This is a genomic window from Mycolicibacterium lacusdiani (assembly GCF_021916785.1).
GTDB lineage: Bacteria > Actinomycetota > Actinomycetes > Mycobacteriales > Mycobacteriaceae > Mycobacterium > Mycobacterium lacusdiani.
This window is the reverse complement of record NZ_JAKCFC010000005.1, coordinates 81,425-101,229: the sequence shown is the minus strand read 5'-3', so window position 1 is coordinate 101,229 and position 19,805 is coordinate 81,425. Positions and strand designations below refer to the sequence as shown.

18 protein-coding genes are annotated in these 19,805 nt (G+C 68.7%); 11 read left to right on the top strand and 7 right to left on the bottom strand.

The window, feature by feature from the left end:
* Positions 1 to 57 precede the first annotated feature (57 nt).
* The 4 genes from LOK44_RS17005 to LOK44_RS16990 are packed head-to-tail and all read right to left on the bottom strand — an operon-like array spanning position 58 to position 5,661.
* Positions 58 to 1,116, bottom strand: coding sequence for a zinc-binding metallopeptidase family protein (locus tag LOK44_RS17005; RefSeq protein ID WP_237571279.1), 1,059 nt, complete (start codon positions 1,114 to 1,116; stop codon positions 58 to 60).
* Entirely contained in the window at positions 1,109 to 2,032 is a 924-nt protein-coding gene (locus tag LOK44_RS17000) for a transglutaminase family protein (RefSeq protein WP_237571278.1), read from the bottom strand. The genes LOK44_RS17005 and LOK44_RS17000 overlap by 8 nt, the downstream gene beginning before the upstream one ends.
* Positions 2,029 to 4,704 (bottom strand): circularly permuted type 2 ATP-grasp protein, encoded by a 2,676-nt coding sequence (locus tag LOK44_RS16995; RefSeq protein ID WP_372481259.1) that lies wholly within the window; start codon positions 4,702 to 4,704, stop codon positions 2,029 to 2,031. The genes LOK44_RS17000 and LOK44_RS16995 overlap by 4 nt, the downstream gene beginning before the upstream one ends.
* Positions 4,705 to 4,731: 27 nt before the next feature.
* A complete protein-coding gene (locus LOK44_RS16990; RefSeq protein WP_237571277.1) occupies positions 4,732 to 5,661 on the bottom strand; it encodes a DUF389 domain-containing protein in 930 nt (309 codons plus the stop codon).
* Positions 5,662 to 5,968: 307 nt separating this feature from the next.
* Between LOK44_RS16990 and LOK44_RS16985 the strand changes: the two genes are divergently transcribed.
* Genes LOK44_RS16985 through LOK44_RS16950 form a run of 8 tightly spaced genes read left to right on the top strand, consistent with a single transcriptional unit; the run spans position 5,969 to position 14,127 of the window.
* Complete coding sequence (locus tag LOK44_RS16985; protein ID WP_237571276.1) at positions 5,969 to 6,787, top strand: DeoR/GlpR family DNA-binding transcription regulator; 819 nt, start codon at positions 5,969 to 5,971, stop codon at positions 6,785 to 6,787.
* Positions 6,784 to 8,265, top strand: coding sequence for an FGGY-family carbohydrate kinase (locus LOK44_RS16980; protein WP_237571275.1), 1,482 nt, complete (start codon positions 6,784 to 6,786; stop codon positions 8,263 to 8,265). The genes LOK44_RS16985 and LOK44_RS16980 overlap by 4 nt, the downstream gene beginning before the upstream one ends.
* A gap of 58 nt (positions 8,266 to 8,323) precedes the next feature.
* The gene (locus LOK44_RS16975) at positions 8,324 to 9,649 is read left to right on the top strand and encodes an ABC transporter substrate-binding protein (RefSeq protein WP_237571274.1); all 1,326 of its coding nucleotides are present in this window, start codon (positions 8,324 to 8,326) and stop codon (positions 9,647 to 9,649) included.
* A gap of 49 nt (positions 9,650 to 9,698) precedes the next feature.
* A complete protein-coding gene (locus tag LOK44_RS16970; protein ID WP_237571525.1) occupies positions 9,699 to 10,559 on the top strand; it encodes a carbohydrate ABC transporter permease in 861 nt (286 codons plus the stop codon).
* A 23-nt stretch (positions 10,560 to 10,582) separates the two neighbouring features.
* The gene (locus tag LOK44_RS16965) at positions 10,583 to 11,383 is read left to right on the top strand and encodes a carbohydrate ABC transporter permease (protein ID WP_372481266.1); all 801 of its coding nucleotides are present in this window, start codon (positions 10,583 to 10,585) and stop codon (positions 11,381 to 11,383) included.
* Between the two features lie 10 nt (positions 11,384 to 11,393).
* The gene (locus LOK44_RS16960) at positions 11,394 to 12,482 is read left to right on the top strand and encodes an ABC transporter ATP-binding protein (RefSeq protein WP_237571273.1); all 1,089 of its coding nucleotides are present in this window, start codon (positions 11,394 to 11,396) and stop codon (positions 12,480 to 12,482) included.
* Complete coding sequence (locus LOK44_RS16955; protein WP_237571272.1) at positions 12,479 to 13,252, top strand: SDR family NAD(P)-dependent oxidoreductase; 774 nt, start codon at positions 12,479 to 12,481, stop codon at positions 13,250 to 13,252. Before LOK44_RS16960 ends, LOK44_RS16955 begins: the two co-directional genes overlap by 4 nt.
* Before the next feature lie 53 nt (positions 13,253 to 13,305).
* On the top strand, positions 13,306 to 14,127 hold the full coding sequence (locus tag LOK44_RS16950) for a BtpA/SgcQ family protein (protein WP_283817851.1): 822 nt from the start codon (positions 13,306 to 13,308) through the stop codon (positions 14,125 to 14,127).
* A 22-nt stretch (positions 14,128 to 14,149) separates the two neighbouring features.
* Here LOK44_RS16950 and LOK44_RS16945 read toward each other — a convergent pair whose 3' ends face one another.
* The gene (locus tag LOK44_RS16945) at positions 14,150 to 14,629 is read right to left on the bottom strand and encodes a winged helix-turn-helix transcriptional regulator (RefSeq protein WP_237571271.1); all 480 of its coding nucleotides are present in this window, start codon (positions 14,627 to 14,629) and stop codon (positions 14,150 to 14,152) included.
* Between the two features lie 96 nt (positions 14,630 to 14,725).
* On the opposite strand from LOK44_RS16945, the gene LOK44_RS16940 reads away from it, so the two are divergent.
* Both LOK44_RS16940 and LOK44_RS16935 read left to right on the top strand, forming a co-directional pair.
* Positions 14,726 to 15,916, top strand: coding sequence for a thiolase family protein (locus tag LOK44_RS16940; RefSeq protein WP_237571270.1), 1,191 nt, complete (start codon positions 14,726 to 14,728; stop codon positions 15,914 to 15,916).
* A gap of 82 nt (positions 15,917 to 15,998) precedes the next feature.
* Positions 15,999 to 16,415, top strand: coding sequence for a RodZ family helix-turn-helix domain-containing protein (locus LOK44_RS16935; RefSeq protein WP_237571269.1), 417 nt, complete (start codon positions 15,999 to 16,001; stop codon positions 16,413 to 16,415).
* Positions 16,416 to 16,497: 82 nt separating this feature from the next.
* Here LOK44_RS16935 and LOK44_RS16930 read toward each other — a convergent pair whose 3' ends face one another.
* Both LOK44_RS16930 and aspS read right to left on the bottom strand, forming a co-directional pair.
* Entirely contained in the window at positions 16,498 to 16,962 is a 465-nt protein-coding gene (locus tag LOK44_RS16930) for a nitroreductase family deazaflavin-dependent oxidoreductase (protein WP_237571268.1), read from the bottom strand.
* Positions 16,963 to 17,004: 42 nt separating this feature from the next.
* Entirely contained in the window at positions 17,005 to 18,789 is a 1,785-nt protein-coding gene (gene aspS / locus LOK44_RS16925; RefSeq protein ID WP_237571267.1) for an aspartate--tRNA ligase, read from the bottom strand.
* 85 nt (positions 18,790 to 18,874) lie between these two features.
* Here aspS and LOK44_RS16920 point away from each other — a divergent pair, with 85 nt between their 5' ends.
* Complete coding sequence (locus LOK44_RS16920) at positions 18,875 to 19,789, top strand: oxidoreductase (RefSeq protein ID WP_237571266.1); 915 nt, start codon at positions 18,875 to 18,877, stop codon at positions 19,787 to 19,789.
* Positions 19,790 to 19,805 lie beyond the last annotated feature (16 nt).

Below are 19,805 nucleotides of genomic sequence, written 5' to 3'. Positions count from 1 at the left end.
CGGGACTGTCGAAGGTCAAAGGACACGCCGCGCGCTAGCCGCCCGGATGCCCGACCGCTAGCCGCCCGCCGCTGCGGCCAGCTTGGCGGGGTCCGAGGTCACTTCGTCGATCACGGTGTGGATGAAGCGCATCTTCTCCAGCACCGCAGGCGGTAGGACGAACGGATACAGGTCGTCGTGTCCCATCGAGCGGTTCACCATGTTGAGCGCCCAGGACAGCGGGAGCCACATCTCGATGATGGCGTCGAAGCCGCTGGGCCCGAGGTTGCGCCGGTCGAAGGTGGCAGCCGCGGGTGCGAAGCTGAACGCCGCTGCGGTGTCGAGGGTGTCGCGGATGTGGAGGTAGTGAGCGAACGTCTCGGCCCAGTCCTCGGCGGGGTGCATGGTGGCGTAGGACGAGACGAAGTCCTTGTTCCACCCCGCGGGCGCGCCCTGGCTGTAGTGCCGGTCGAGCGCGGCCTGATAGTCGGCGTCGGCGTCGCCGAACAGCTCCCGTGCCCGTTGCTGGTACTCGGGGGCTGTACCGACGAGCCGGTAATAGTAGTAATGCCCGATCTCGTGCCGGAAGTGGCCGAGCAGTGTGCGATACGGCTCGTCCATCGCGATGCGGAGTTGCTGGCGGTGCACGTCGTCGCCCTCGGCCAGATCGAGGGTGATGACGCCGTTCGCATGACCGGTGAACACCTTCTCGTCGGCGCTGGACAGCAGGTCGAAGGCCAGGCCGAAGTGGGGATCGTCGTCGCGGCCGACGATGGGCAGCTTCAGGTCCACCAGCTCGACGATCAACCGGCGCTTGGCCTTCTCCGCTGCGGCGAAGGAGGCCAGCGCCACCTTGTCCCCGTCCCGGGGACGCGTCCTGGTCAGCGCACACGACGTGCACAGCTTGCGCACGGGCGCCACCTCGACCAGCCAGTTGCACTTGGCCAGATGGAGATTCGCGCACAGCTGGTATTCGCTGGCGTCCACGGCACCGCCGTGTTCGCTCTCGGACCCCTCGGCGATGACCAGGAAGGCCATGTCGTCGAGTGAGAAGCCGAGCTTGCTCTTGCAGGACAGGCACACCGAGTTCTCGAACGCCAGCCGCTGACCGCAGTTGGGACAGATGAAGTCACGCACGGAGCAGGCCACCCTGCAGCGGCGCCACGTCGACCGAGACGTCGATCACGCTGCTCTCGGAGTCGGTGTAGATGATCCCGCGCAGCGGTGGCACGTCGGCGTAGTCGCGACCGAAGCCCACGACCACGTACCGTTCGTCGACCATCGTGTCGTTGGTGGGATCCAGCCCCAGCCACTGGTTCTGCGGCGTCCACACCGCGGCCCACGCGTGTGTCGCATCGACACCCACCATGCGTTCCCTTCCAGGAGGCGGATCGGTTGCCAGGTATCCAGATACGTAGCTGGCGGCGAGACCGTTGGCTCTCAGGCAGGCGATCGCCAGCCGAGCGAAGTCCTGACATACCCCTTCCCTGGCCACCAAAACCTCCGCCACCTGGGTCGACACCGTGGTGGATCCGGACCGGTAGGTGAAGTCGGCGTTGATTCGGGCGTTCAGTTCGGTCAGCACGTCGATCAGTGGCCGCCCGGCCACGAAAGTCGGTGCCGCGTAGGCACGTAGTGCCTCGGTGACCTCCGGAGGCCGCAGATCGAGGGTGAACTCGGTGGCCAGCGCGCCGTCCGCCCCGACGGGCCGGGCGATCTCCCACGGCGCCAGTGCCGAGCCGGCCCCGTAGGACTCCGCCGGTGGCGGGTCGACCGCCACCACGGAGTGGCTGGTCACCGACAGCGTGCGGTGCCGCTCGGTGACGTGGAAGTACGAGCTGACGTTGCCGTAGCCGTCGCGGCTCGTCGAACGGTCGGCGGCCTCGGGATCGACGACCAACTCGTGCGAGAGGCAGCGCTGCGTGTCGGAATTCCTCGGCGTGAGGAAGCCTCGGCCGTAGGAACTCGTCACGTCGTCGGAGTAGCGGTAGGTGGTCCGGTGGGTGATCTCGTAGAGCCTCCCGCCCGGCGATGCCGGTTCGCGGGGGGTCATGGCATCACCCGGCGCTCGGCGGGTCCCCACAGCGGTTGCATCTCCCCCGGCACCGACAGGTGCGTCGCGGTGATGACGCGCGACAGGTCGCGCAGGTCGGAGTGCAGGGCGTCGAGCAGTTCGGCGAAGTCGGCGCGCCGACCGTCGGGTGTGACGTTCTCCAGGTCGGCGGGGTCCGTTCGGCGCAGCCGGGCGATGACGTCATCGATGGACCGTTCCGGACGCGTCGACCCCGACGAGGACGGAAGTGCCTTGAGATCGGCCCGGATTCGCTCCAACTGGTAGACCAGCGACCGGGGATTCCCGTCGTCGAACAGCAGCAGGTCCGCCACTGCGGCCACGCTGACCTTCCCGAGCGTCCGCCGCCGGTAACTGACCGACGACTCGCAAGCCACCAGCGTCGACTCGGTGATCGTCTGCTCCGCGCCCGGCCCGCGCACCGTGGTGAGCGTCGCACCGAGCAACGCCGTCAGCCAGGATCCCCGTTCGATGCGCTTGCCGATGTCCATCACGGTCCAGCCGACGTCCTGAATCATCGACTCGGCCGCCACGCCCGACAGCGCGAGCATGCCCACCAGCGTCTGGCTGTGTGCCGTCGCGAGGTACGTCTCGCCCTCGGTCTGGGAGTCGGGTGGCAGCGCCGTCGGTTGCAGCACGGCACGTTCCACGGCGGCGAGCACCATCCACGTGTCGTTGGACAACTGGTCGCGCACCGCCCGGGACGCCTGGGCGAGACGGTCGATCGACTGCGCGAGCGACCCGGGGCGATGCCGGTCCGCGGTCAGCGACCACAGCGTGGTCGGTGTCGTGGCGACCATCTCGGCGTGGTCGCCGTCGGCGCCGGTATCGGTCCCAGTGATGTCGCCGAGCGAGGTCAGCAGCACCGGAACGCATTCACTGCCCGCCATCTCGCGGCGGTAGCGGAATTCGTGATAGCGCTCGCGGGTGACGGTGAGCAGGCGCGCCATGCTCTCGGCGCGTTCGGCATACCGGCCGAGCCAGAACAGGTCCGCCAGCATGCGCGGTGAGCTGACCGCGCGGGTGGCGCTCGGCGTCAGGACGGGCAGGTCGACGACCGGTGACGGCGTCCGCTCGGCGGTGCCCCGGGTCGGGGTGCGAACCCAGACATCCTTGGCCGCAACGGTATTCAATCGGTGGGCGGCGCTGCCAGGCGCCACGAGGTAGCCGAGACCGCCGACCATCGGCGCATAACCGCTGCGTTGCGCGACGGAGAACAGCCGCATCCCCACCTTGCCCGCGGACAGTCCGCCGCGTCGCTGATCGGTGGGGGCCGTGGCGAATTCGGGTAGTTCCTGCCCCACCCACTGCCACGGCGTGGCCGAGATTCGCGCGCCGAGGCGGTCGAGTTCGGCTTTGGACAGCTCGGGTCCGACGATCGGCGCGGTCCCGTCGACGGGTCTGATCATCAAAGAACCCAGATGCGAGAGCAGATACGAGCGTTCGACGTCGATGCCACCCCAGTACGCCTGTGCCGACCGCAGTGCGGGGGTCTCACCAAGGAGCAGTTGCCCGAGTTCGGGCAGGAAGCGTTGCACTCCTGCGCTTTCCAAGATGCCGCTGCCCAGTGTGTTGACGACCGTCACCGCGCCGCGGCGGAGCACCTCGACGAGACCGACGACGCCGAGGCGTGAATCGGCGCGCAGATCCAACGGATCGACGAACTCGGCGTCGACGCGGCGCAACACGACGTCGACCCGCTTGAGCGTGCCCAGCGAGCGCATCCACAGCTTGCCGTCGCGCACCACCAGGTCAGCGCTCTCCACCAGCGGAAAGCCCAGAACGCCCGCCAGGTAGGCCTGATCGAACGCGGTCTCGGAGTAGATGCCTGGGCTCAGCACCACGACGACCGGTTCCGCCGCCGATTCCGGCGCCGCGTCGACGAGCGCGAGCCGCAGCGCCTGCGCCCATGGTGACGTCGGGCGCGGGCCGATGCTCTCGTAGAGGTCGGGGACGGCATTGGCGACGACGCGTCGGTCTGCCAGTGCATAGCCGGCACCCGAGGGCGCCTGCGTCCAGTCCGCGTTGACCACGAACTCACCCGATCCGCTGCGGCTGACGTCGCACCCGTGCAGGAACAGCTGGTGGCGTCCTGGCACCTCGATGCCGCGCGCCGCGCGGACGTACCCGGGATGTGCGAACAGCAGTTGCGCAGGCAGCACGCCGCTGGTGATCGACTTGCGGTCGCCGTACAGGTCGGTCAGCACGGCGTCGAGGAGCCTCGACCGCTGCACCAGACCGGCTTCGAGGACGGCCCAGTCCGCCGCCGACACGACCATCGGGAGACCGTCGAGGTACCAGGGCCCGGGCGTCGCCGCCACGCCGTCGCCGCCCGCGGCGCCGATCACCGACCCGTATCGGTCGGCCTGGACGTAGGTGATCCCGTAGTCGTCGACGAGGCCGCGCACCGTGGTCCGCAGCCGTTCCAGACCTCCGTGGCCGCGGTCGGACACGCACTCGGCGAGTTCCCGCCAGGCGGGTCGGACGCCACCGGTCTCGTCGACGAACTCGTCGTAGTCCGCACCGTCGCGGACGTCGAACAGCGCCCGCTGCGCGATGGCGGTCTGGTACGCGCCGACGACGTCGGCGGCGGACGCACCCGCACCGCCGATCGTCGACATCGGCTCTGGGAGGCCGCCGGCTCGAAGCACCATCAACGCAGAACCGTACGCACCCGGCCGCTACTTGCGCATCTCGTGGTGAACCAACCGGCCGCTCGGGCGCAGCATCAGCACCAGGACACCGGCCACCACGATGCCGACGAGGTTGACCACGAGCTGCAGAGCGGACTTCGCCGCGACGTCCCACTGTCCGACGGTGGCGGCGACGACCGCGAAACCGGCTGCGGTGATGGTGTATACGGAGATGAACACCCCGACCAGGCCCGCGGACCTCGACGAGACGAGTGACAGCATGCCCGCCGCGCCCGCGAGCAGTGCGACGACGAACGACAACGGGCCGACCTGGAAGATGAAGTCGACCTCCTGCACGTGCTCGACGCTGTCGGGGCTCAGCCAGCCGACGGCCTCGGCCGCCATGGTGGTCAGCGCGGTGATCCCCATCGCGATGGGAAATCCAACGATCAGCGCGGCGGCGGCCCTCCGGGCGAGGTTGGCCCTGCGCTGCACCAGCGCGACCGACAGTGCCGCCAGTGGACCGAACTCCGGGCCGAGGATCATTGCACCCACGACCGTGACGGTGGAGTCGGTGACCACGCCGATGGCCGTCAGCAAGCACGCGAGCGTGAGGAACAGTACGAAGGTGACGCTCAGCGTCGCCTCCTCCCGGGTGCGGCCGATCAGCTCGTCCCAGATCACGGCGTCGGCCGGGTCGCCGTCCGCCTCCTTCTCGGCGTGGTGCGCGCGGGTCGACAGGACGGTGTCCAGGACTTCCAGCGTGATCGCGCCGCGATGCTGCACGTCGAGGTCCTTGAGACGCTTGATTACGTCGTTGGCGCACTCGCGCGCGATGTCGGCGGTGATCTCGTCACCCTCGGGTTCGATCGCCACCCCCGGGTGCAGCAGGAGGTTCGCAACCCCGACCTCGCCGCGGAGGATCCCGATGACGTCGTCACGGAGGTCCTCGGGTGCGATGACGCGCAAGTGCAGCACGCTCGCACGGTATCGAGGCGAAGCGGTGTTGGGCGCCGCCATCGGCAAACCGTTCGGTGTGTCGCCTACCCGATCTCGACCCGGGTAGCGACGTGCCCGCGATCATCCCGGGCCGTATCCCGGTGGGCGTGCCACCCGCACCGAGCACGAATTCGGAGAAATCGTCGCGGAAGTGTGGGCATTGCACACCGACCTGTTATAGATTCACATCCATCGCACCGCGAAGTGCATGTTTTGAACATGTTTCGCGACCAATATGTGAATTTCAAACACATCCAAGTGCTGGAAGGGCCGGTGAAGGTCGACGGTGGATGCCAAGTCCCGGCGGGATCGCATTGCGCAACGCGTGCGCACCGATCGCGAGGTCGGCTTCGCCGAACTCGCCGCTGAGTTCGACGTGTCGGAGATGACGATCCGCCGCGACGTCGAGTCCCTCGAGATGCTCGGACTGGTCCGTCGCGTGGTGGGCGGTGCGATCGCGCTGTCCCGCAAGGACTCCGAGCCCTCCTTCGCCACCCGCGTCGCCAACGCCGCGGAGGAGAAGCGCCACATCGCCGACGCCGTGGCCGACCTGATCGGACCCGCCGAGACGTTGATCCTGGACTCCGGCAGCACTGCCCTGGCCGTCGCCCGCTCGCTGCGCGGCCGCGGACTGGGCCTGACGATCGTGACGCCGAGCCTGCTGGCGGCCCTGGAACTGGTCGACGAGGCCGACACGACCGTCGTGCTGACCGGCGGCGAACTGCGCCCCGGCGAGCTGAGCCTGATCGGGCCCGCGGCCGAGGACACTCTCGGCAACTACAACTGCGACACGTTCGTCATGGGTGTCGCGGGCATCGACGGCGATCGCGGGATCTCCGACTACCACCAGTCCGAGAGCCGGGTGAAGCGCGCGGCCAGCCGACGCGCCGACCGGGTCGTCGTCGCGGCGGACAAGAGCAAGCTCGGCCGGGTGACGTTCGTGAGCATCGCGGCGCTCGCGGAGGTCGACGTGATCATCACCGACGGCCCGAGTGACCATCCGGCGCTGGTGGCGGCGCGCTCGCTCGGGGTCGAGGTCGTGACCGTGGCGAGCCACGAAGCGGATTCGCCGTCTTGCCGCTCGCGCGGGGCCGGCTCGCGGTGAGCACGCACACGATCGGCATCGACATCGGTACCACCGGCACCAAGACGGTGCTCTTCGACCCATCGGCCGGCATCGTCGCCCAAGCCGGCCGGGAGTCGACCCTGCACTCCCCCGTACCCGGTGGCGCCGAGGCCGACACCGCGCAGTGGCACGCCAACGTCGTCGACACCATCCGCGAGGTCCTGCGGGTCAGCGGTGTCGGCTCCGACGCGGTGGGCGCCGTCGCGGTATCCGGCATGGTGCCCGCGGTGATCCCGGTCGACGCCCACGGAAACGCGTTGCGCCGGGCCATCCTTCAGAACGACGCCAGGGCCACCGACGAGGTGCGCCTGCTGGCCGAGGCACTGACGGACGTCGACCTGGTCGCATTGACCGGTTCGGCGCTGACGCAACAGTCGGTCGCGCCGACGACGATGTGGCTGCGCGAGCACGAAGCCGACGTCTACGGGCGCACGGCGCACTACGTGGGCTCCTACGACTGGGTGCTGATGGCACTCGGCGCCGACGCGCACGTCGAACAGAACTGGGCGCTGGAGTCCGGCCTGTTCACCATCGACGGCGAGGTCGCCCGACGGGTGGTGGCGGCCTCCGGACTCGACGTCGCGACGTTGCCGCCCGTGTACCGGCCCGGCACCCAGGTGGGCGAACTCAGCGCGACCGCAGCCGAACTCACCGGCCTGCGCCCCGGTACCGCTCTCGTCGTCGGGGGCGCCGACCACGTCCTGTCGGCCTTCGCCGCCGGGGTGAACCGGCCAGGTGACGCGCTGGTCAAGCTCGGCGGCGCGGGCGACATCCTGGTCGCCAGTGACACGAAGGTCGTCGACGAGCGGCTCTACCTCGACGCCCACCCCGTACCGGACCACTGGTTGCCCAACGGCTGCATGGCCACCAGCGGCAGCCTGATCCGGTGGTTCCAGGCGCTGATCGGCGGCCCAGAACTGACCACGCTGGACGACGAGGCGATGCGCGCGGCTCCCGCCGAGGTGTTGTGCCTGCCCTACTTCCTCGGCGAGAAGAGTCCGCTGCACGATCCCGATCTGCGCGGAGTGTTCGCCGGGCTGCATCTCGGGCACGGCAGGGCCGACGTGTACCGGTCGGTGCTCGAGGCCATCGCCTTCGGGTTCCGCCACCACGTCGATGTCTTCACCGACATCGGCATCGCACCGACGCGGGTCATGATCACCAACGGCGGGTCGAAGTCCGTGCTGTGGAAGCAGATCCACGCCGACGTGCTCGGCCTCGAGTTGCGTCCCGTCCGTGGGCACCCCGGCGCGTCGCTGGGCGCCGCGGTGATCGCCGCCATCGGGATCGGCGCGCTCGACGACTGGTCCGATGCCGCCCGCTTCGTCGCCCTCGATCCGCCGGTGGTGCCCGATGAGTCCCGCCGGGCGATCTACGACGACGCGTACCGGACCTGGCTCGACCTCGGCGCGGCGGTCACGCCCGTCTCGCACGCCCTGGCACGACGAACGCCCTGACGCACCAACGATTGACACACCGCATGATCCACACCAAGGAATGAAGGGAAGTGCCGCAGTGAAGTTCACGAAATCCACGACACCTCGGCGGAGGCGGCCGTCCCTCGGGTCGGCGACCGTCGCCGTGCTCGCCGCCGTCTCGCTGACGCTCAGCGCCTGTGCAGGCAGCGGAGGACCGGAACAGGCAGAGGCCACCGGAACCGGCGACGTCGGCAAGGACGCGTCGGGCACCGTCCGCATCCTGATGGAGAACGTCCCCGACACGGACATCGTCAAGTCGATGGTGGGTGACTTCAACGCCGAGTACCCCAACGTCGCGATCGACGTCGAGACGCTGACCTACGACCAGATGCGCGACAAGCTGGTGTCGTCCTTCCAGTCGCCCGAGGCGACGTACGACCTGATCGTCGTCGACAACCCGTGGATGGTCGACTTCGCCGACGCGAAGTTCCTGCAGCCGCTGGACTCCCGGATCGACAGCACCACGGACTACGACGCTGCGGACTTCTTCCCGTCGCTGACCGACATCACCACCGTCGACGGCGTGCGCTACGCGGTGCCGTTCTACAACTACGCGCTCGGATACGTCTACGACTCCGAGGATCTCGCGCAGGCCAACCAGCAGGTGCCGACGACGCTCGACCAATTGGTCAGCACGTCCAAGGCGCTCAAGGTCGGTGACCGGGCAGGCCTGGCGATGCAGCCGCAGCGCGGCTACAAGATCTTCGAGGAGTGGGGTAACTGGCTGTTCGCCGCCGGCGGCTCTATCTACGACGACGAGGGCAAGGTCACGCTGAACACCCCCGAGGCCAAGCGTGCGCTCGAGGCCTACATCGACACGTACGAGACGGCCGCCCCGCCCAACAGCCTGAACTGGAGCATGGACGAGGCACAGCGTTCGGTGGCCGCCGGCCAGGCCGCGGCGATGATCAACTACAACTGGCAGCTGCCCGCGCTCAACGAGCCGGGTTCGGGCCCCTCGGCCGGGAAGTTCAAGCTGGCGCCCATCCCCGGCGGCAAGCAGGTGCTGGGGTCGTGGAGCTGGGCCATCCCCGCCAACTCCGGATCCTCCGACGCGGCATGGGCGTTCACGTCCTGGCTGACCTCCAAGCAGCACGACGTCGCACGCACCGAGAAGGGCGGCGCCGCGATCCGGCAGAGCACCCTGAAGGATCCGGCAGTTCTGGGCGGACGCTTCGGCGCCGACTACTACCGCACCGTCGAGCAGCTCCTGGCCGACGCGTCGCCGCTGAGCCAGGGACCGAGCGGCGAGGAGATGATCCAGGCCGTCGGCACCGAACTCAACGAGGCCGTCGCGGGCACCAAGAGCGTCGACGACGCCCTGGCCGCCGCGCAGGCCGCCGCCGAGAAGATCCAGGGCTAAGTAGAACACCGGCCACCCCGAGGAGAGGAGTAGTGCGTCGATGAAGTTCATGACCTTCAAGCACGGCATGGTCGCGCCACTGATCGCGCTGTTCCTCGGGGTGGTCGGGTTCCCGCTCCTGTATGCGTTCTATCTGAGCGTCACCGACTACAAGCTGACCGACCGTGGCACGCCGTCGATCGTCGGCGCCGGGAACTACGTCGCGACGTTCGGCGACGCCTCGTTCTGGCATTCGTTCGGCACCACGGCCACGTTCGTGGGCGTGGCGGTGGGCCTGGAATTGGTGATCGGGCTCGCGTTGGCGCTTGCCCTGCACAAGCAGCGTTGGGCGCGCGACGTCACGCGTTCGATGCTGCTGGCGCCGATGTTCATCACGCCGATCGCGGTCGGGCTGATCTTCCGGTTCTTGCTCAACGATCAGCTCGGCGCGATCCCACACATGTTGCGGGCCATCGGGATCGACTACGACTTCTTCGGTCCAGGCCGCGCACTTTTCACGCTCGCGTTCATGGACGTGTGGCAGTGGACGCCGTTCATGGTGCTGTTGCTGCTCGCCGGGCTGCAGTCCATCCCCTCGGAACCGTTGGAGGCGGCGCGGGTCGACGGTGCGCGCGGGTGGTACGTGCTGCGCCGCGTGACGTTGCCGCTGCTGGCACCGGTGCTCGTGGTGGCGATCCTGCTGCGGAGCCTCGACGCCATGAAGGTGTTCGAGTACGTCTTCGCCACCACTCGCGGTGGGCCGGGCACCGAGACCGAGACGCTGCAGTACTTCGTGTATCAGACGGGAATTCAGTTCTTCCGGCTCGGCTCGGCGTCCTCGATGGCCTTCGTCGTGCTCGTCGTGGTGCTGACGATCATCGTGGTCGCGTTCCGCCGGCTGGAGCGCACCCGGCGAGGGGAGCAATCGTGACGTCGTCGATCAAGGATTCCCCGGTGCTGACGGTGTGCCGGGTGGCGCTGCTGTGGGCTGCCGGGATCACGGTGCTGTTCCCGCTGGCGTGGGTGGCACTGGCCAGCGTGAAGTCACCGCAACAGCTCAACGAGCCGTTCCTGCTGCGGTTCACGCCGACGTTCGAGGCGTGGCGCACGGTGCTGTCGTCGGACATCCTCGCCGCCGCGGGCCGCAGCGCGATCGTCGGGCTGACCACCGTCGGCATCAGCGTCGTGGTCGGCAGCCTCGGCGCCTACGCGATCGCCCGCTATCGCGCAGGCGGCACCGCCACGCGGTTCGGGATGCTGGCCGCCCAGGTGCTGCCGCCGGCGGTGCTGGTGTTCCCCTTCCTGAGCATGGCGTACGCGTTGCGGCTCAACGACACCCTCGTTCCGGTGATCTTCGCGCACCTCAGTTTCGTTCTGCCCGTAGTGACCTGGTTCCTGATCGGCTTCTTCGAGGCGGTCCCCCGCTCGCTGGAAGAGCAGGCGCAGGTCGACGGATTCACCCGGTGGCAAGCCTTCCGGCTGGTGGTCCTGCCGCAGGTGTTGCCCGGCATCGGCGCCGCGGCGATCTTCGGTTTCACGCTGTCGTGGAACGACCTGTTCTACGGGCTCATCCTGGCCCCCGGCGAGGCAGCGATCCTGCCGGTCGCGATCGCCGGCTTCAACACGTTCCGCGGCGTACAGATCGGGTCGATGAGCGCCGCGATCCTGATCGCCGTCATACCCGTCGTCATCGCGAGCTTCTTCATCCAGCGCAAGTTGGTGCAGGGCATCAGCGGCGGCGCGGTGAAGTTCTGAAAGGCATTACATGGCAACGGTTCACTTCTCGGGCGTGACGAAGTCCTACGGCTCGACCTCCGTGGTGGACGACCTGAACCTGGAGCTGCCCGACGGGTCGTTCACCGTTCTGGTCGGTCCGTCGGGATGTGGCAAGTCGACGTCACTGCGCATGCTGGCCGGCCTCGAGTCGGTGACGTCGGGATCCATCACCATCGACGGGCGTGACGTCACCCACCTGCAGCCGCGGGAGCGCGACGTCGCGATGGTGTTCCAGAACTACGCGCTCTACCCGCACCTGACCGTCCGGGAGAACATCGCGTTCCCGCTGCGGGCGTCGAAGACCCCCCGCGCCGAGGCGCTCGCGCGTGCCGACGAGGTCGGCGAATCCCTGGGCCTGGGCAATCTCATGGCGCGAAAGCCGAAGGACCTCAGCGGAGGTCAGCAACAGCGCGTCGCGATCGGCCGCGCGATCATCCGGCAACCCTCGGTGTTCTTGTTCGACGAGCCCCTGAGCAACCTCGACGCCAAGCTGCGCGTGGAGACCAGGACCGAACTGCTGCAGATCCAGCGCAGGCTCGGCATCACCTCGCTCTACGTCACGCACGACCAGGAGGAGGCGATGACGCTGTCCGACCGCATGGTGGTGATGCGCGACGGCCGCGCCGCCCAGGTCGGTACGCCGCTGGAGGTGTACGGGTCACCGGTCGACAGCTTCGTGGCGTCCTTCGTCGGCAGCCCGAAGATGAACCTCGTCGACGGCGAGATCGCCGACGGAGCCTTCACCGCGCCGAGTGGGCTACGGCTGGCGCTCGACGGCGCGGGTGCGCCGGGCCGGGTCACGTTGGGCGTGCGGCCCGACGACCTGCTGGTCACCCCGGACGCGGACGCCGATGCCCGGGTGACGCTCGTCGAGCTACTGGGTCCGAGGGCCATCGTGACGATAGCCGGGGGCGGCTCGAACCTGACCAGTGTGGTCGAGACACAACGCATGTCGGGAATCGCCGAGGGCGCATCGGTCGCCCTCTCGGTGCGCCCGGGTGCAGCACACGTCTTCGACGCAGAGACCGGCCGACGACTCGTCGGCGACACCAAGGATGGGAAACAACCTCAGAGATGACCAGGACAGTGGTAGTGACCGGCGCGGGATCCGGTATCGGACGGGCGATCTCACGCACCCTTGCCGAACGCGGATGGAGCGTCGTGGTGACCGACGTCGACGCCGACGCCGCGGGTGCCGTCGCAGCGGATCTTCCCGCCGTGGACGGCGCTCCGCACGAGTCGGCCTCCCTCGACGTGAGGTCACCGTCGGACGCCACGGCGCTGGCATTCGCGACCGCCGACCGGATCGGCCTGGACGCCTGGGTGAGCAACGCGGGCATCTCGTTCATGCACCGCTTCCTCGACGCGCCGGTCGAACGCTTCGATCAGACCATGGACGTCAACCTCAAGGGCGTCTTCGTATGTGGCCAGGCCGCGGCTCGGGCCATGCTGCGCACCGGCACCGGCGGCGCCATCGTGAACACCGCATCGATGGCGGGCAAGCAGGGGCGCGTGCCGTTCCTCAGCGACTACGTGGCGTCGAAGTTCGGCGTCGTGGGCCTCACCCAGGCGATGGCATATGAACTCGGTGAGCACGACATCCGGGTCAATTGCGTCTGTCCGGGTTACGTCGAGACCCCCATGCAGTCAAGGGAATTGGAGTGGGAGGCGCAGCTGCGCGGCACGACGGTCGACGGCGTGCGAAAGATGATGCTCGACGACACTCCGCTGCGCCGCCTCGAGCAGCCCGAGGACGTGGCCACCGCGGTCGCCTTCCTGCTCTCCCCCGACTCGCGCTTCATCACTGGCGAGGCGCTGGCCGTCAACGGTGGCGCCTTCATGGACTAGCCCAAGCAAGCCTCCACGACTCATCGCTCACACCTGCAACGAAAGGCACGACCTTGACCACGACCTGGCTCGACGAGGTCTTCATCGTCCGCAAACCCGTCATCGCCATGCTGCACCTGGCGGCGCTACCCGGTGATCCCGGCTACGACAGCGCCGCGGGCATCGCCGCGGTCGTCGCGCGCGCCCGCGAGGAACTCGACGCGCTGCAGTCCGGCGGCGTCGACGGCGTGATGATCTCGAACGAGTTCAGCCTGCCCTACCTCACGAAGACCGAGCCGATCACGGCGATCACGATGGCGCGCATCATCGGAGAGTTGTTGCCCGAGATCGCCGTTCCGTTCGGCGTCAACGTGCTGTGGGACGGCCGGGCATCGATCGACCTCGCCGTGGCCACCGGAGCGAGCTTCGTCCGGGAGATCTTCACCGGGGTGTACGCCAGTGACTTCGGCCTGTGGAACACCAACGTCGGCGAGACCGCGCGGCACCGCGCCCGCGTCGGCGGCAGCCACGTCAAGCTGTTCTTCAACATCGTGCCCGAGTCCGCCACCTACCTGGCCGCGCGCGATCTGGCGTCGATCACCCGTACGACGGTGTTCGCCACCCTGCCCGACGCGATCTGCGTGTCCGGCGCGACGGCGGGCGCGCCTACGGATTCGCAGGCCGTGCGGGTGGTGAAGGAGGCAGCCGGTTCGGTACCGGTGTTCGTCAACACCGGCGTGCGCGCCGAGAACGTCGCGACCCAGCTCGACCTCGCCGACGGCGCCATCGTGGGGACCTACTTCAAGGAAGACGGCGTCTTCGAGAACCGCGCCCAGCGGTCACGTGTCGAGGAGCTGATGACCCAGGCCAGGGAGTTCCGCAAGCAACTGGCCTGACCCGGTTCGCCGCCGGCGCGCGTCAGGCCGACGCGCGCCGGTCGAGCCGTACGCCCAGTTCGTCCGGCGACACCAGATGCCCCTTGGCGCAACGGATCTCGACCGTCGCATCGGATCCGCACTCGAGGTGGGTGAGCCGCAGCGGAGTGTCGTCGTCGACGTGCTTGCGGCCCCACTCGAACATCGCCCACACGACCGGCATGAAGTCGGTGCCCGCGTCGGTCAGCACGTACTCGTCGCGGCTGCGCTGGCCGGGTTCGCGGTAGGGCCGCTTCTCGAGCAGACCCACCTCGACGAGTTCAGCGAGCCGCGCGGACATCGCAGCCTTGGTCACGCCCACGCGCCGGGCGAAGTCGTCGAAGCGCGTGGTGCCGTAGTACGCCTCGCGCATCACCAGCATGGCCGACTTGGTACCCACCAGCGCCATGGTCTTCTCGATCGGGCAGCGGCCGACGGCGGACCACGCATCGCGGTCGGCGAGAGGTCCCTGCAACAGGTTCACGGAATGAACTCCCCATCTGAGTTGTTCCAACTATACCCAGGTGGTATATCTCTGGGTACATACGAGGATACCCAGCGATGAGTTCAGGAGGACACCATGAGCGGGTCGTTTTCAGATCGTGACGCCGTCATCGTCGGCGCGGTGCGCACACCGGTCGGCAAGGGCAAGGCCAACGGCGCACTGCACGACGTGCTGCCCGTCGACTTGCTGGCGCACAGCCTGCGCGAAATCGTCGAACGCACCGGGGTGGATCCGGCCCTGGTCGACGACGTCATCGCAGGCGCGGTGACCCAGGTGGGCGACCAGTCCGTCAACATCGCCCGCAACGCCCTGCTGGGCGCGGGGTTCCCCGAGACGGTCCCCGGCACCACCGTCGACCGCCAGTGCGGCAGCAGCCAGCAGGCGATCCACTTCGCCGCGCAGGGCGTGATCTCCGGGTCCTACGACATCGTGATCGCCGCGGGCGTCGAGTCGATGTCGCGCGTACCCATGGGGTCGAGCGTCCTACCCGGCAGCGACCCGTTCGGTGCGGGCATGGCGGCCCGCTACCCCGACGGGCTGGTCCCCCAGGGCATCAGCGCCGAGCTGATCGCCGCGAAGTGGGGCCTGTCTCGCGCCGAGCTGGACGAGTTCTCCGCCGGTAGCCACGAAAAGGCCGCTCGCGCAACGAAGGACGGTTCGTTCGACAAGGAGTTGGCGCCGATCGCCGGGCTCTCGACCGACGAGATCATTCGTCCCGGCACCACCGTCGAGACGCTGGCAGGCCTGCGGCCCGCGTTCTTCAGCGAGGCAGTCGGCGCGAGGTTCCCGCAGATCGGCTGGAACATCACGCCCGGCAACTCGTCGCCGCTGTCGGACGGCAGCGCCGCGGTGATGATCACCAGCGCCGCCAGGGCGCGCAAGCTCGGGCTGACACCGCTGGCCCGCATCCACACCATGACGGTGGTCGGCTCCGACCCGCTGTACATGCTGACCGGCGTCATCCCGGCAACCGAGAAGGTGCTCGCCCGTTCGGGACTGAGCCTGGCGGACATCGACCTGTTCGAGGTCAACGAGGCGTTCGCGCCCGTGGTGCTGGCGTGGGCGAAGGATACCGGAGCCGACTTGGCGAAGACCAACGTCAACGGCGGCGCGATCGCGATCGGTCACCCGTTGGGCGCGAGCGGTGCGCGGATCATGACCACGCTCGTCAACGCGCTCGAGCAGCGGGGCGCCCGCTACGGGTTGCAGACGATGTGCGAGGGCGGCGGCATGGCCAACGCGACGATCATCGAGCGGCTCGGCTGACTTGGCCCCCACCCGCATGACGCCTTCGTGACGCGGCCGGTGATCGCGGTTCGCCCATGTGCCAACGGGTTATCGCAACCGGATGAAGAAACTCCACCACTCGATGTTCGTCTCGGGCGTGGCGGCGATCGCGGCCGCAGGCTTCCTCGTCGGCTGCAGCAGCGACGGCGAGACCGAGCAGCCGAGTGACACCGGCACCTCGGTGAGCACGATGCCGGCCACCACGCCGTCAGCCGTTCCGCCTCCCACCACGTCCGGCTCCCCCGGCCTCGACAGCCAGGACCCAGCGGGCACAGCACCCTCCCCGACGGGTGGCGCATCGGGCAGCGGTTCGGCGGATGACGGGGGCTCGAGCGGCCCCAGCCAGACTGTCAGCGGCGGCATCTCGGCGGCTCCTCCGCCGGTGAACGGCAGTGCCACGGCGCCGACCGGCGACAATCTGCCCGGCGAGAACGCCGGACCCCAGGGTCAGCCCGGGACGCCCGGCGACGACAACTAACGACTGCACTAGTCGTCGAGACTGCACTGAGGGCTGTGATCCTCGCCGGATCGCAGCCCTCAGTGCAGTTTCAGCGCAACGACTAGTCGCGGACGAGTTCGAACAACGGGATGCGACGCGTGGTGTTCGCCTGGTAGTCGGCGAACACCGGGGCCTGCTCGATCACCTTCGGGTAGGCCGCGTCGCGCTCGTCGTCGGGGAATTCACGCGCAACGACGTCGTAGGCCGTGATCTCACCGGATTCGGTACCCACCTCGATGCGTGCTCGCGGATTCGCACGCAGGTTGTGCACCCACGCGGGGTCCTTCGGCGCACCCGCGTAGGACCCGATGATCACCATCTTGCCGTCGATGGTCAGGTAGGCCAGCGGTGACAGTCGCGCAGCACCGGACTTGGCGCCAACGGTGTGCAGCAGCAGGATCTGGCCTCCCGCGAACGGCCCGCCGACCTTGCCGCCATTGGCGCGGAATTCCTCGACGACGTTGCGGTTGAACTCTTCGAGTGCGTTGGTGTCGGAAACCAGCTTGGCCTTGTCGATGTCGGTCATGTCACATCGTAAGTCGGCTCGGCTGACGACTATTCCCGATCGCTACGACTTGACGTCCGCGCTTGCCTGCTTGGGCTTGCCGTCGATGCCCGACTCCTTGCGCTGCTGTGGCGTGATCGGCGCGGGCGCATCGGTCAACGGGTCGACTCCGCCGCCCGACTTCGGGAACGCGATCACCTCGCGGATCGAGTCCATGCCCGAGAGCAGCGCGACGATACGGTCCCAGCCGAACGCGATACCGCCGTGCGGGGGCGCGCCGTAGTTGAACGCGTCGAGCAGGAAGCCGAACTTGTCCCGGGCCTCGTCGTGATCGATGCCCATCATGGCGAATACCCGCTCCTGCAGGTCGCCGCGGTGGATGCGGATCGATCCGCCGCCGATCTCGTTGCCGTTGCAGACGATGTCGTAGGCGTTGGACAGCGCGTTGCCGGGATCGGTGTCGAAGGTGTCCTCGGATTCCGGCGTGGGCGAGGTGAACGCGTGGTGCATCGCGGTCCAGGCACCTGCGCCCACCGCGACGTCACCGGAGGCGGCCGCTTCCTCGGCGGACTCGAACATCGGCCAGTCCACCACCCAGGTGAACGCCCACGCCGTCGGATCGATCAGATCGAGGCGCTTGGCGATCTCGATGCGGGTCGCGCCGAGCAGGGCGCGGCCGGCCTTGACCGAACCGGCCGAGAAGAAGATGCAATCACCGGGGCTGGCGCCGACGTGCGCGGCGAGGCCTTCGCGCTCGGCGTCGGTGAGGTTCTTGGCGACCGGGCCAGCCAACTCGCCGTCCTCCCCGACCAGCACATAGGCCAGGCCCTTGTGGCCGCGCTGCTTCGCGAACTCCTGCCAGCCGTCGAGCGTGCGCCGCGGCTGTGACGCACCTCCGGGCATCACGACCGCGCCAACGTACGGCGCTTGGAAGACGCGGAACGTCGTGTCGGCGAAGTACTCGGTGCACTCGACGAGTTCCAGCCCGAACCGCATGTCCGGCTTGTCCGAGCCGAATCGGCGCATGGCCTCGGCGTAGGTGATCCTCGGGATCGGCAGCGGCAGGTCGTAGCCGATCAGCGCCCACAGCGCCTTGAGGACCTGCTCCGACACGGCCATGACGTCGTCAGCGTCGACGAAGCTCATCTCCATGTCGAGCTGGGTGAACTCCGGCTGACGGTCGGCGCGGAAGTCCTCGTCGCGATAGCAGCGCGCGATCTGGTAGTACCGCTCCATGCCCGCCACCATCAGCAGCTGCTTGAACAGCTGCGGGCTCTGCGGCAGGGCGTAGAACGAACCCGGCTGCAAGCGGGCGGGCACCAGGAAGTCGCGGGCCCCCTCCGGCGTCGACCGCGTCAGCGTGGGCGTCTCGATCTCGATGAAGTCGTGGCCGGCGAGCACCCCGCGGGCCGCCGCGTTGACCTTGGACCGCAGCCGGAGCGCCGCACCGGGACCCTCGCGGCGCAGGTCCAGGTAGCGGTACTTGAGGCGCGCTTCCTCGCCGGGGGTCTCATCGAGCTGGAACGGCAGCGGCGCACTCTCGCCGAGCACGGTCAGCGTCGTCGCGTTGACCTCGATGTCGCCGGTGGCAATGTCGGCATTGGCGTTCCCCTCGGGCCGGGCCTCGACGACGCCGGTGACGGCGACGCAGAACTCGGCGCGGAGCCGATGCGCCTGCTCAAGCACGCCGGCATCGCGGAACACGACCTGTGACACCCCGGAGGCGTCACGCAGGTCGATGAAGATCACCCCACCGTGGTCGCGCCTGCGCGCCACCCAGCCGGCGAGTGTCACCGTCTGCCCGGCGTCGGTGGACCGCAACGATCCGGCGGCGTGACTGCGCAACACGAAGACTCCTCGTCCTGGGGGGTGGGTACTGGGAACGAACCGAGTGATGAGTCTAGTGCGGGCGGTGCGGGGGTATTTTCGCCCCGTGGACCAGTGCCCTCGCGAAGAAGCCGACGTCAGCAGGATCGCCGTGGTCGGGCCCGGCGCCATCGGCACCACCGTCGCAGCGCTGCTGCACGAGGCGGGCCACGACGTCCTGGTCTGCGGGCGCACGCCGCGCGCGACCTCGGAGGTGCGCCCCGACGACGGCGACCCCGTCGTCGTGCCCCGTCCGGTGTGCACCGATCCCGCCGACGTCGACGGTCCGGTCGACGTGGTGTTGCTGGCGGTCAAGGACACCCAGACCGAGGCCGCGGCCGGGTGGCTGCGTGCGCTGTGCGGCCCGGACACCGTGGTGTGCGCGCTGCAGAACGGCGTCGAGCAGGTCGAGCGCGTGGGGCGGTACTGCCCGGGTTCGACGGTGGTGCCGTGCGTGGTGTGGTTCTCGGCCGAGATACAGCCCGACGGGTGGGTGCGGCTGCGCACCCCGGTGCGACTGGTCCTGCCCGACGATCCCGCCGGACGCGGTCTCGTCGCGCGGTTGACGGGCCCACGGATGTCGGTCGAGGCCGATCCGGACTTCCCCACCGCCGCGTGGCACAAGTTGCTCGTCAACGCGGTCGGCGCCGTGATGGTGCTGACGGGTCGCACGTCGGGGACATTCCGCCGCGACGACGTGGCTGCCCTCGCGCGGGCCTACCTCGCCGAGTGTCTGGCGGTGGCACGTGCCGAGGGGGCGCAGCTGGGCGACGAGGTGATCGACCAGACGGTGGCGCTGTTCGCGCAGCTGCCGGAGGACCTGACGACGTCGATCCTGACCGACCGCCAGCACGGCAGGCCGCTGGAGTGGGACGTCCGCAACGCGGTGGTGGTGCGCCGGGCGGCGACGCACGGTCTACCGACGCCGATCGGCGACGTGCTCGTGCCGCTGCTGGCCGCCGCGAGTGACGGACCCGGGTAGACACCTGGGCCTAGAG

What these genes read in the sequence shown, in the direction of transcription:
- LOK44_RS16955 (WP_237571272.1), top strand. Translation starts at nt 12,479, where the DNA reads ATGACCAGGACAGTGGTAGTGACCGGCGCGGGATCCGGTATCGGACGG.
- LOK44_RS16970 (WP_237571525.1), top strand. Translation starts at nt 9,699, where the DNA reads ATGACCTTCAAGCACGGCATGGTCGCGCCACTGATCGCGCTGTTCCTC.
- LOK44_RS16995 (WP_372481259.1), bottom strand. Translation starts at nt 4,704, where the DNA reads ATGGTGCTTCGAGCCGGCGGCCTCCCAGAGCCGATGTCGACGATCGGC.
- LOK44_RS16930 (WP_237571268.1), bottom strand. Translation starts at nt 16,962, where the DNA reads ATGACCGACATCGACAAGGCCAAGCTGGTTTCCGACACCAACGCACTC.
- LOK44_RS16940 (WP_237571270.1), top strand. Translation starts at nt 14,726, where the DNA reads ATGAGCGGGTCGTTTTCAGATCGTGACGCCGTCATCGTCGGCGCGGTG.
- LOK44_RS16935 (WP_237571269.1), top strand. Translation starts at nt 15,999, where the DNA reads ATGAAGAAACTCCACCACTCGATGTTCGTCTCGGGCGTGGCGGCGATC.
- LOK44_RS16960 (WP_237571273.1), top strand. Translation starts at nt 11,394, where the DNA reads ATGGCAACGGTTCACTTCTCGGGCGTGACGAAGTCCTACGGCTCGACC.
- LOK44_RS17000 (WP_237571278.1), bottom strand. Translation starts at nt 2,032, where the DNA reads ATGACCCCCCGCGAACCGGCATCGCCGGGCGGGAGGCTCTACGAGATC.